The 11,324-nt window shown below is 71.0% G+C and carries 12 protein-coding genes; 2 read left to right on the forward strand and 10 right to left on the reverse strand.

The genetic code is table 11. From position 1 onward, the window contains the following. From D7X32_RS04180 to D7X32_RS04200, 5 genes are all read right to left on the reverse strand, one after another. The coding region (locus D7X32_RS04180) for a hypothetical protein (protein ID WP_147450023.1) at positions 1-372 on the reverse strand (372 nt) is incomplete at its 3' end. 51 nt (positions 373-423) lie between these two features. Beyond that, positions 424-723 (reverse strand): hypothetical protein, encoded by a 300-nt coding sequence (locus tag D7X32_RS04185; protein ID WP_120601274.1) that lies wholly within the window; start codon positions 721-723, stop codon positions 424-426. Beyond that, on the reverse strand, positions 720-1,382 hold the full coding sequence (locus tag D7X32_RS04190; RefSeq protein WP_120601202.1) for a hypothetical protein: 663 nt from the start codon (positions 1,380-1,382) through the stop codon (positions 720-722). Before D7X32_RS04190 ends, D7X32_RS04185 begins: the two co-directional genes overlap by 4 nt. 78 nt (positions 1,383-1,460) lie before the next feature. Next, positions 1,461-2,099 (reverse strand): hypothetical protein, encoded by a 639-nt coding sequence (locus D7X32_RS04195; RefSeq protein ID WP_120601203.1) that lies wholly within the window; start codon positions 2,097-2,099, stop codon positions 1,461-1,463. Next, on the reverse strand, positions 2,096-2,605 hold the full coding sequence (locus tag D7X32_RS04200) for a hypothetical protein (protein WP_120601204.1): 510 nt from the start codon (positions 2,603-2,605) through the stop codon (positions 2,096-2,098). The genes D7X32_RS04195 and D7X32_RS04200 overlap by 4 nt, the downstream gene beginning before the upstream one ends. Positions 2,606-3,092: 487 nt before the next feature. Between D7X32_RS04200 and rsmI the strand changes: the two genes are divergently transcribed. Then, positions 3,093-3,926, forward strand: coding sequence for a 16S rRNA (cytidine(1402)-2'-O)-methyltransferase (gene rsmI, locus D7X32_RS04210; RefSeq protein WP_120601205.1), 834 nt, complete (start codon positions 3,093-3,095; stop codon positions 3,924-3,926). 32 nt (positions 3,927-3,958) lie between these two features. Here the strand turns inward: rsmI and D7X32_RS04215 are convergent, their stop codons facing one another. From D7X32_RS04215 to encB, 5 genes are all read right to left on the reverse strand, one after another. Further along, positions 3,959-5,242, reverse strand: coding sequence for a hypothetical protein (locus D7X32_RS04215; RefSeq protein WP_120601206.1), 1,284 nt, complete (start codon positions 5,240-5,242; stop codon positions 3,959-3,961). A 77-nt stretch (positions 5,243-5,319) separates the two neighbouring features. Next, on the reverse strand, positions 5,320-6,351 hold the full coding sequence (locus D7X32_RS04220; RefSeq protein WP_120601207.1) for a peptidoglycan DD-metalloendopeptidase family protein: 1,032 nt from the start codon (positions 6,349-6,351) through the stop codon (positions 5,320-5,322). A 77-nt stretch (positions 6,352-6,428) separates the two neighbouring features. After that, a complete protein-coding gene (locus tag D7X32_RS04225; RefSeq protein ID WP_120601208.1) occupies positions 6,429-7,853 on the reverse strand; it encodes a sigma-54-dependent transcriptional regulator in 1,425 nt (474 codons plus the stop codon). Between the two features lie 23 nt (positions 7,854-7,876). Then, positions 7,877-8,749, reverse strand: coding sequence for an encapsulin nanocompartment shell protein EncA (gene encA, locus D7X32_RS04230; RefSeq protein WP_120601209.1), 873 nt, complete (start codon positions 8,747-8,749; stop codon positions 7,877-7,879). 60 nt (positions 8,750-8,809) lie between these two features. Further along, positions 8,810-9,283 (reverse strand): encapsulin nanocompartment ferritin-like cargo protein EncB, encoded by a 474-nt coding sequence (encB, locus tag D7X32_RS04235; protein WP_120601210.1) that lies wholly within the window; start codon positions 9,281-9,283, stop codon positions 8,810-8,812. Between the two features lie 159 nt (positions 9,284-9,442). Between encB and murJ the strand changes: the two genes are divergently transcribed. Then, positions 9,443-11,116, forward strand: a complete 1,674-nt coding sequence (murJ, locus tag D7X32_RS04240) for a murein biosynthesis integral membrane protein MurJ (RefSeq protein WP_279635558.1) — start codon at positions 9,443-9,445, stop codon at positions 11,114-11,116. Positions 11,117-11,324 lie beyond the last annotated feature (208 nt).

An 11,324-nucleotide genomic window follows, 5' to 3' on the forward strand; every position in this document is an offset into this window, starting at 1 on the left:
GGGGACAGGGGGGCGGGACACGCAGGGGACAGCGAGCGCAGGGACAAGTAGTGCGACGGCCCGGGCGAAGCCCGACAGCTCGGCTTCGGCGCGCAGGCGGGACTCGCGCTCGTGGAGCAGCGCCTCATCGCTGCGGGCGAGCTCGGCGCGCACGCGCTCCAGTTCGTCAGCGTGGGAGCAGGACTCGTCACCGGGAAGCTGGTGGCCGACGTCGGGCGCGACGTCCGTGGGCGTTGGCCAGCGCGCCTCGGGCGGCAGGTCGCCGGGGATCACCTGGCTCGCGTCCTCCTCGGTGACGAGCTGCCCGGACAGCAGGCGCACCATGCCGGCGGGAACGGGCTCCTGGGCGGACACCTCCAGGGACGGAGGCATCACGGGACGTCGGCGAGGGCGAGCGGGAGGTGTGGGGCAGGTGCTCATGGGCTACGACTCCTCGGAGGTGTCGGACGCGATGGGGTGGGGCGGGGCCAGCCACGTGGGCGGCGTCAGCACGCAGGGCGGGTGCCGGCAGCAGCTGGGCGGCACGGGCTGGTCCACGCAGTCGGCCTGCCAGGCGATGCCGTGACGGCAGGTGGGCCACGGGCCCGGGTGCTTCCCGCGCACCGCCTCGGAGGCAGTGCGCGGGGCGTGGGGCGACGGCAGGCCCTCGTTGGTGATGGCGTCGCCCAGTCGGATGGCTCCGCAACGCTCGCAGCGCACGGCGGGCAGTCGGCAGCGGCTCACGGGGACCCCACCGCGGCGCAGGTATGCGGCGGGCAGCCGGGCGCAGTGCAGCGCCAGGAGCGGCACGTGCGACAGGGCGTCATCGCGCGCCGGCATGTGCACATGCGCAGGACGCGCTCGCGGAGAGTGGCGGGCTCACGGCTCTCTGCGCGCGCGGCACGGGCCTCGTAGGTGTCCCAGCGCGCCCGGTCCGCCTGGGCCACGGAGCCGAAGGCCAGACGCACGCGGGCCAACGTCGGCGCGGGCAGCTCCCACAACGCGTCCGCCGGACCGGGAGGGCAAGCCACCGGCTCCGGCAGTGCTACCGGCTCCTCCAGCCAAAGCCCTACCGGGCCCACGTACCAGCGCGACTGCTGCTCGCCGTCCGGCCACAGTGACACCGCGGCGACGCGAGCCACCGCCACAACCGCGCTGGTGGGCACCTCGCCCGCGCGTGGGGCGCTGACGCCCGGCCCGTGCCAGGAGGCCATCCACTCGGCCAGTTCGGGCACGTACTCCGCCGCCGCGCACACCGCGACGTAGGTGCCCAGGACATCCGGCGCCGGGGGCCGATGCAGGTTGAGGACGGGCGCGTTGCGGACCTGGACAGCCCAGGCCCACGGCTGGAGTGCGGTCGCGCCGAAAATGGGCACGCGCATGGGGGCGTCGCAGGGGCTCATGCCGCCTCCAGCTCCTGAAGGGCGACGACGACGCGGAGGACAGCGAGCGCGACGAGGACGCCCGCTAGCGTGAGCAGGTCACGCATGGGACGCCTCCTCACCGACAACGGCGCGGACCTGCTGCCGCCAGGACGCCTCCCGACTGCGCGCCTCGCTCCACAGCTCGCGGCACCGCTCGCTGCTGCACGTGCCCGCCGGTACGTCGGCGCGCTCGTGGTAGACCTCCGCGAAGGACCGCGGCGCCCAGCAGACGGCGCAGCCGCCGAGCTGCATCAGCTGCGCCTCGTCGTGGAGGCGCTTGCGCAGTAGCCCCAGCTGGCTCGCCGGCGTCGTCTCCAGCAGGTAGGCCACGGCCGTCCGGCGCATGGCGGGAGTCGTCAACAGGGGCGAAAGGGCAGGCGGGGGGAACACGGCCACAGCGGCGCGGAGCTGCTCGACGTTGACGCTCACGCGCGCCTTGCCGCGGACGTCGAGCACAATGACGTGCCCCTGCGTCTGGGCATCGTCGGCCTCATCGCGCAGATTCAGGGTGGTGCGGGCCCAGTCCACCAGCGGGCGCACCGCTTCGACCTGCGCCCGGAGCGCCACCAGCTCGCGCTCCAGGGTGTCGACGGCGGTGGACGCGGCTGCACTCGCCGCTTTGCGGCGGCCACGTCTGGCGCTACCGGCAATGAGCCCCAGCGACTGCCGGATGACTGCCGTCAGCGCCGCGCTCAAAGGGCGCCTCCGTTGTCACGGAACGCCTGCACCTGGACGTCGAGGGTCCTCAGCAGCTGGCCGGGGACGGCCTTGCGCTCTCCGAAGGTGTCAGCCAGGGCGCGCACCAGCGCATGGACATCTTCGATCTGCTGCCGGAGGCGCGCGGCCTCGTTCACGGCCGCCGGGAGAGCGTGCTGCCAGCAGGCCATGGGGGGCTGCCCGCCCATGGTGCTGGCGCTGCACACCGCGCAGCCCGGCACCAGCGGGAGTGAGCGCCGGAACGCTGTCACCGCGTCGGTGTCCGTCCCCGAGGGCGTGAGCGGCCCGGCCTGCCTGGCATGCCCAATCGCGTTGAGGACGGCCAGGCACTCCGAAGGCTCCAGGCTGACCCCGAGGCCTGCCGCGCCGGTAGACAGGTACGCGCGGAGCTTCTCTCCGAGCAGCCTGGGGGAGGCGTCCGGGACACTGGACGGTCCAGCAGGACGCTGGACGGTTCGGGACTGGGTGCGAGACGAACGTTTCATGGTGAGGCTCTCTCCGCCGCGCGCTTCGGCGCGCGGTCAGCGGGTGGCGGGGCTCGTTCGCGCCCCGTGCGGCAAGGGCAGGGCGTTACGAACGGAGGCGTTCCGGGAGGAGCCGCACGGCGGCTTCCAGTGCGTGTTGGAGGCATGCCTGGGCGGCGGTGCAGTCCGCGCATCCCGCGACGGCAGGGACACGAGCGCGGAAGACGTCGGCCTGAACCCGTGTGCTCGCTGCGTGCTCGCCAGCCGTCACCAAGAGGCGCGAGGAAGCAACAGCATCAAACCCACTGCCGCGCGAAGTCCTCGGAAACTCTGAGGAATCAACACGGTTCAACAGCGTGATGGGAGGCTGGTTTCTTTCTCTTCCAGAACGGCATCGACGGGCGCATGGTGCGCTTCGACGTCATCTCCGTCGTGGGCCAGGGCGAGCACGCCCGGGTGGAGCACCTGCCCGCCGCCTTCGACGCTGGCATGTAAAGGAATCCATCCCTTGGCTGGAACGCTCTACCTCGTGGCCACGCCCATCGGGAACCTGGGGGACGTCACCGCCCGGGCCCTGGAGACGCTGCGCACCGTGGGCTTGCTCGCGTGCGAGGACACCCGGCACTCGCGCATCCTGTTGGACCACTTCGGCATCGCCGGGAAGGACCTGGTGAGCCTGCCCGCATTCGCGGAGGGGCAGCGCGCCGGGCGCATCCTGGACCGCATCGAAGCGGGGGAGGACTGCGCGCTCATCACCGACGCGGGCAGCCCCGGCATCAGCGACCCGGGTGAGAAGCTGGTGGCGGAGGCGCTGGAGCGCGGCCTGAAGGTGGAGCCGGTGCCCGGGCCCACGGCCCTGGTGGCCGCCTTGAGCGCGTCGGGGCTGCCCACCGGGCGCTTCCACTTCCTGGGCTTCCTGCCGCGCAAGGGGCCGGAGCGCCGGGCCATGCTGGACGAGGTGGCCCCCCTGTCCGCCACCTGCGTCCTCTACGAATCCCCGCGCCGCCTGGCGGAGACGCTGGTGGACCTCCAGGAGGCCTGGGGGGACCGGCGCGCGTGCGTGGCGCGCGAGCTGACCAAGTTGCACGAGGAGTTCGTCCGGGGGCCGCTGTCCACCCTCGTCGCGCGCTACGCGGGCGAGGAGACCCGGGGCGAGGTGGTGGTGCTGGTGGAGGGCCGCACCGGCGAGCAGCGCTGGAGCGAGGACGAGCTGCGCCGGGCGCTGGAGGCGGGCCTGGCTCGCGGCGAGAAGCTCAAGCCGCTGAGCACGGAGCTGGCCCGCCGCGCGGGGTGGCCCGGCCAGGAGGTGTACCGGCTGGGCCTGGGGTTGAAGCAGCGGTAGGGGAGGCCCTCCGCTGCTTCAGGCGTGGCGCTTCAGAAGCTGAAGGTCGCGCCCAGGTCGAAGCGGAACGTGGTGCTCTGGATGGCCCGGAAGCGGCGGGACACCAGGTCGTAGCGCCAGTCGAACGTGGGGTTCAGCTCCGGCGAGCCCACCGCGGTGTCCACGGTGCCGTCGCCGTTCACGTCCTGGCCAATGGCCTCGGTCGTGAGCAGGTGGTCCGTGTTGTAGAGGAACTTGCCGGAGGCGTAGATGGTGAAGGCCTGGGCGGCGCGGGCGGTGACGCCGAACTGACCGCCCACCTGGAGGTAGTCGTCGGAGGTGAGCAGCTTGCGCAGCGCGGAGCTCAGCTCGTTGTAGTACCGGCCGCGGCCCACGTAGTTGCCCAACAGCCGCAGGTCCAGGGTGAGCTTCTGGGACTTCGCCGCGCTCTCGAAGGGCACCAGCTCCATGCCGAAGGTCAGCGCCGTCTGCGAGGGGGCATGGATGCCCGTCTCGTTGCGGGTCCACGGCTCCTTGTAGCAGTTGCCCGGGGCGCCCAGGTTGGGCGGGTTGGCGCCGGACTGGTCGCAGTTGGAGTAGGCGCCGGGGCCGCGCACCGGGATGGTGTAGGACGCCTTGAAGTACGGCTCCGCCACGCCCATGCGCCGCGAGAAGGCCGTGTAGAGCTGGTACTTGTGGACGCGGTCGCCCACGTTGCCGCGGTCGCCATCCGGGTCGGTGTTGTCCAGGCTCGGGTCGCGCTGCTTTGCGGTGGGCGCCTCGTAGTCGATGCCGATGATCCACGTGGGCTTGGTGTCGTCCTTCTCCTGGTTGAAGAAGGCGTACGCCAGACCGAAGTGAACATTGCCCACGCCGCCCCGGTAGCTCTCCTGGGGCACCTGGAACAGCCGGCCCACGCAGCCCTCGGCGGAGTAGGGCGAGCCGTCCGCGTTGAAGCAGCTGTTGGTGATGGTGGAGTTGCCCTGGTTCGTGCCCGACACGAAGTTCCAGGTCTCGTTCTGCTGGAAGACGATGGGCAGCTTGAAGCTGAACTCCAGGTCCTTCCAGAGGCCGAAGGCCACGGCCAGATTCAGCCGCGCGTCCACGCCCTTGTACCAGAGCTCGTTGACCTCCCTGACGTCGGTGGCGTCGCCGCCAGCGAGCTGCTCGCGGACGATCTTCGCGCGCGTCTGCGTGCGCTCGAAGCCCACATCGAGGAAGAGGTCAAACGGATCATCATCCTCGAACGAGGAAGCAATCCGGGTGATGTCCGCCGCGCTGGCGGCGAAAGGCACGCCCAGCGTCAGCGCGGCGATGACGGCGCGAAACCTGTGCATCCACTACCTCCGACGACCACGGCCCAGGCCTGCCAGCTAGCCGTGCCGTCGGAGGAGTGTCAAGAAATGGGTGGGCCTTACTTGCCCGCCACGGGCGTCCCGAGCAGTCCGTCCAGCCGCTGGACCTCGGCGTCGAAGGCGCCCTTCTGGGTGGCCACCAGGGCGGCCCGGTAGGTCTTGTGCTGGTCGAAGGGGTCCAGGACCCGGTCGTCCCCGGTCATGAGCTGGTAGTGCAGGTGGGGGGCGAAGGAGTGGCCCGTGTTGCCGCTCTGGGCCAGCACCTGGCCCGCGGACACGCGCATCCCGGCCTGGACCGAGCGGGGCAGCTCCGACAGGTGCAGGAAGAGCGCGCGGCGGCCCTTGCCCCCGGACTCCACCAGCTCGATGCAGTTGCCGTTGCTGCCGAAGTTCCAGTTCTTGCGCTTGACGACGCCCGCGAAGGGCGCCCGGACGGTGGTGCCCACCGGCGCGCGGAAGTCCACGCCCTTGTGGCCGCGGCCGTCGCGCAGCAGGGAGGTGATCTGCTCGTAGCTGTCGATGGGCGACTTCTCCATCCGCAGCTCCAGCTCGTCGCCGCCAGGCAGGTAGTAGTGCGAGTTCGGCTCACCCGCGGGCGTGAAGCGGTAGGCGCGGTGCGTCTGGCCCGTCTTGCCGCTCACGAAGCGCACCGCGTACACCAGCGGCTCCTCGTTGGGGCGGCGCTGGAAGAGCACGTCCAGCGTGTCCCCCCGGAGGATTTCACCGGGGACTCGCACCCACCACACCAGCGTGCGCGTCACCACCTGCGCCAGGGCGGGGCCCACGGTGGCGTCGGAGGCCTGGACGAGCGCCGTCTCCAGCGGGCCCTCGATGCGGATGGACACGCGCTCCAGGCCGGCGGCCTTCACGGGGTCGGCGGGCACGGGCGCGGCCACGGGGGCTTCCGCCACGGTGCCGGCGTCCAGCGCGGTCACGGTCTGCGAGGCGACGTCCATGGGGACATCCGCCATGCGCTGTTTCCACCACCACACGCCACCCGCGGCCGCGCCGAGGATGACGGAGACGGCAACCACCGGTCCGAAGGGATTGCGCTTCGGTGGTCCACCGAGGGTGGGAAGATTCGGCCGCATTCAGGCTCCCTGAGGGTAAGAAGGTACGCGGGGGCCGAAACCGCTGGCGAAAAGGCGATATTTCGGCGCCCCGGGGGCTACTCGTCCGGGCCGTCGTCCTGACCGTCCGGGGTGGTGTCGCGCAGGCCGAACTCCTTCATCTTCGTCTGGAGCGACTTGCGGCTGATCTGCAGGAGGCGCGCGGCGCGCGTGACGTTGCCGCCCGTCTCGTCCAGCTTCTTGACGATGAGGTCCCGCTCCAGCTCCGCGGCCTTCATGCGCACGATGTCCTTGAGGCCCACCTCGCCCACGGGGACATCCAGCGTGCCCAGCGAGGCGGCGACCGGTGCCCCCGCCTGCACGCCCGCTCCCCCGCGCACCGGCTCCGGCAGATCCCTGGCGGTGATGAGGGGGCCGTCCGCGAAGAGCAGCACGCGCTCGATGAGGTTCTCCAGCTCGCGGATGTTGCCCGGCCACGCGTACGCCTGGAGCAGCGCGAGCGCGTCGTCGGCGATGCCTTCGATCTTCTTGTGGAGGCGCCGGTTGTACTTGTCCACGAAGTGCTGGGCGAGCATCGGGATGTCGCTGCGGCGCTCGCGCAGGGCGGGCAGCACGATGGGCACCACGGCCAGCCGGTAGTACAGGTCCTTGCGGAAGCGGCCCGCTTCAATCTCCGCCTGGAGGTCGCGGTTGGTGGCGGCCACCAGGCGCACGTTCACGCGCGTCGTCTTGATGCCGCCCACGCGCTCGAACTCGCCCTCCTGGAGCGCGCGCAGCAGCTTCACCTGCATCTCGACGGGGATCTCGCCAATCTCGTCCAGGAAGAGGGTGCCCTCGTCGGCCAGCTCGAAGCGGCCCGGCTTGGACGTGACGGCGCCGGTGAAGGCGCCCTTCTCGTAGCCGAACAGCTCGCTCTCCAGGAGCGTGGCGGGGATGGCGGCGCAGTTGATCTTGATGAACGGCTTGTCGCGGCGGCTGGACGCGCCGTGCAGCGCGGTGGCGATGAGCTCCTTGCCCGTGCCGCTCTCCCCGGTGATCAGCACCGTGGAGGGCGTGTCCGCGACCTTGTCGATGATCTTGTAGACGTCCTGGATCGGCGGCGACTCGCCGATGATGGCGGACCGGGCCTTGTGGTCCGCGCGCACGGAGCGCTTGGCGCTCTCGTTCGTCTTGGCGGCCTTGGCCACGACGGAGGACAGCTCCGCCTGATCAAAGGGCTTGGTGATGTAGTCGAACGCGCCCGCCTTGATGGCCTCCACGGCGGAGTCCACGGTGCCGTGCGCGGTGATGATGATCACCGGCACGTCCGGGTTGGCGGTGCGCACGGCGGCAAGGACTTCCATGCCGCCCAGCTTGGGCATCACCAGGTCGGTGACGACGATGTCCGCGCCGTTCTTGTGGAACTCGGCCAGGCCCTGCTCGCCGTTCTCCGCCACGGTGACGTCGAACCCGTCGCGGCGCAGCAGGGCGGCCAGCACCTTGCGCAGGTTCGTCTCGTCGTCGATGACCAGGACCTTCGCCATAAGCCTCCGTGCGTGGAAGGAGACTAGCGCCGCGCCGGGGGAGCGGCGGGAAGGGCGCCTTCCAGCGTGCAGATGGCGTCCGGGTGCTTGATGCGCAGGAGCAGCGACTCCAGCACGCGGAACGGGTGGTTCATCTTGCTGGCGCCCAGGTAGGCCGCGACCATGTCCATGGCCACCGCCAGGTCCATGTTCTCCCGGCCCGTGGACACCACCACGCCGGACTCACCGCGCAGGCGGTTGGACTGGTAGACGCCGTCGGACGCGAGCTGGCGGATGGTCTCGATTTCGAGCACGCCCGTCTTCTCGTAGATGCGGTGCAGCTGCGAGTACAGCCGGGGCGACAGCACCACGGCGTAGGGCCCGAAGTGGCCGGCCTCGTTGAGCTTGCGCGTGGCCTCCACGATGGTCTGGAAGCCGCCGCCCGGCGCCGTCCAGTCCCCCAGCGTGGCGGTGAGGCGGCCGTTGGCCGTCATCAGGCCCTCGTAGCCCAGGCGCTGGTCGCCGTAGAAGATGAGCTCGTCTTCCTGCTGCGCGCACAGCGCGGCGGCGCCGGCGGCGGCGGACACGTCCAGCGGCATGTTGTGCGTGCGCGCCGCCTCGATGTCCCGCCAGTGCAGCAGGAAGTCCTTGTAGATGATCGGGATGGTCTTGAACTTGCGCACGTCGGTGAAGACCATCGCGGTCTCCTGCTCACCGACGATGTCCACCGCGCCCGGGGACACGCCCTGGAACTCGTCGTAGGCCACGGTCTGCACGCCCGCGCCCAGCGGCCCGTAGATGTCCAGGATGCGGCGGCCCACCAGCGAACGGCGCGCCACCTGGATCACCGTCTCGTTGAGGCGCGCCCACTCCTCTTCGCGCAGTGGGTTCTCGGCATGTCCAAGGAAGTCAGGCATCAGTGTCTCCGGCACGAGCGGCGGCAGAGGAGGGGAGAGGAGGAAGAGGGCGAAAGGATTTCAGCGACCGCTACCGGAGCCACCGCCACCACCCCGGCGCAGGCTGCCGATGGTGAGGGGATGGCTGTTGGCCGAAGGCGGCGGCGCGGGGACGCCATAGATGAGGCGCTGGGGCGGCAGGTTCGTCAGGGGCTCGTTCGCCAGGCGACTCACCGCGGGCGGCGCCTGCGTGATCACGGGCGAAGGCACGGCGGGCTCGGAGGGGACGTTTCCAACGGCGGCCTGGAAGTGGCCGGGGACGAAGGGCTTGGCGAAGTGCGCGTCCTGGCCCTTGTCGAGCATCCGGAGCATGTGGGTGGCTTCGGACACGTGCTCCTTCTCCTCCGCCGCCAGGTGGAGGAAGAAGGCGCGGACCTCCGGATTGGAGGAGTCCTCGGCGTAGGCCTCGTACTCGTTGATGGTCTCGAGTTCGCGTGCCAGCACGGCGCGGATGCGCGCGACGTCGGACCTCTCGGTGTCGGACTTTCCGGCCATTGGGGGCGGACCCTCGCAACCCATGGCGAGACCGTCAAGTGAAACAGCGGTCGCCGGGTTTCCTGCTGCACGAAGAAAGACGGTGGACGTAGAGTCCGCGCCTTCGTGACCGCCCCTGCTCCTGCCTCTCATTCGCAGCCAGTCCCCCCGGCAGCTCCTGTGCCGGCCGAACCCAAGCACGCGGGGGGACGCGGCGCCACGCTGGTCGCCATCGGCATCCTGGCGTCGCGCTTGATGGGCCTGGTGCGCGAGCGGGTCTTCGCGCACTACCTGGGCAACGCGGAGACGGCCGCCGTCTTCAAGGCCGCGCTGCGCATCCCCAACTTCCTCCAGAACCTCTTCGGCGAAGGCGTGCTGTCCGGCTCCTTCATCCCCGTCTACGCCCAGCTGCTGGGCAAGAAGGACGCGGACGAGGCGGACCGGGTCGCGGGCGCGGTGTTCGGCCTGCTGGCCCTGGCCACGGGCATGATGGTGGCGCTGGGCATGCTGGCCACGCCGCTGTTCGTGGACCTCATCGCGCCGGGCTTCGAGGGCGGCGATCGCGACCTGGCCGTGCGGCTGGTGCGCATCCTCTTCCCTGGCACGGGCTTCCTGGTGTTGAGCGCGTGGTGCCTGGGCATCCTCAACAGCCACCGGCGCTTCCTGCTGTCGTACCTGGCGCCCGTGGTGTGGAACCTCGTCATCATCGCCACGCTGTTGGGGGTGGGCGGCCGGTACGCGTCCGGCGGGCGCGCCGCGGAGGAGGCCCTGACGGAGTGGCTGGCCTGGGGCGTGGTGCTGGGCAGCTTCCTCCAGTTCGCGGTGCAGGTGCCCACGGTGCTGCGCCTGCTGGGCCACTTCCGCCCGGTGGTGTCGCTGGCGAGCGCGTCCGTGCGCCAGGTGATGAAGAACTTCGGCCCGGTGGTGCTGGGGCGCGGCGTGGTGCAGTTCAGCGCGTGGGTGGACACCGCCTTCGCGTCGCTCATCTCCAGCCGCGCGCTGTCCTCGCTCCTCTACGCGCAGACCATCTACCTCATCCCGGTGAGCCTCTTCGGCATGGCGGTATCCGCCGCGGAGCTGCCGGAGATGGCGCGCGCCACGGCGGATGGGGAGGCCCAGGCCCACGAGAAGCTGAGAACCCGCATCGACGCGGGCTCGCGGCGCATCGCCTTCTGGGTGGTGCCGTCCGCCGCCGCGCTCCTCTTCCTGGGGGACATGGTCAGCGGCGCGCTCCTCCAAACGGGCCGCTTCGGCGCGGCGGACTCGCGCTACCTCTGGTACCTGCTGATGGGCGCGGCGGTGGGCCTGGTGGCGTCCACCGTGGGCCGGCTCTACGCGTCCGCCTTCTACGCGCTGAAGGATCCGAAGACGCCCCTGCGCTACGCCATCGTGCGCGTGGCCCTGGGCACCGTGAAGGCGTGGTTCCTGGCGCTGTGGCTGCCGGAGCGGCTGGGGCTGCCCCGGGAGCTGGGCGCCGCCTTCCTCACCCTGTCCAGCGGCATCGTGGCCTGGGTGGAGACCACGCTCCTGCGCCGCAAGCTGCGCTCCATCGTGGGTCCCGTGGGCCTGCCGGCGGGGCTCCTGCCCAAGCTGTACGGCGCGGCGGTGGTGGGCGGGCTCGTGGCGCTGGCCGTCAAGCAGGGCCTCACCGGCCTCCTGGGCCCCATGCCCGACGTGGGCCTGGAGTGGGGTGGGGGGCTGCTCGTGCCGCCCCGGCTGCACCCGGTGCTGGGCCTCCTGGCCACCGCGGTGCCCTTCGGGGTCGTCTACTTCGCGGTGTCCGCCGCCCTGGGGGTTCCAGAGGCGGGCGCCGTCTTCCGCAAGGTGGGCCGGCGGCTGGGGCTCGCCCGCTAGACGCGGCGCGGCGCCCGGCGGCCAGGCTGCCCTCCAGGCGGTGTCTGGGGGCTCCTACGGAATGCAGGACAGGCCCCTTTCCGTTGCGATAGGAGGCCGATTGTGAGGGGAAGTCCGCATGCGGCTTCCTCCGGGCATGGCGCGCGTGTAGAGTGCGCCGCCTTTTTCAAGAGGCCCCGACTTCAAGGAAGTCCCGGGCCGAAATCGT

Origin of the sequence: Corallococcus carmarthensis, from assembly GCF_003611695.1 — a bacterium.
GTDB lineage: Bacteria > Myxococcota > Myxococcia > Myxococcales > Myxococcaceae > Corallococcus > Corallococcus carmarthensis.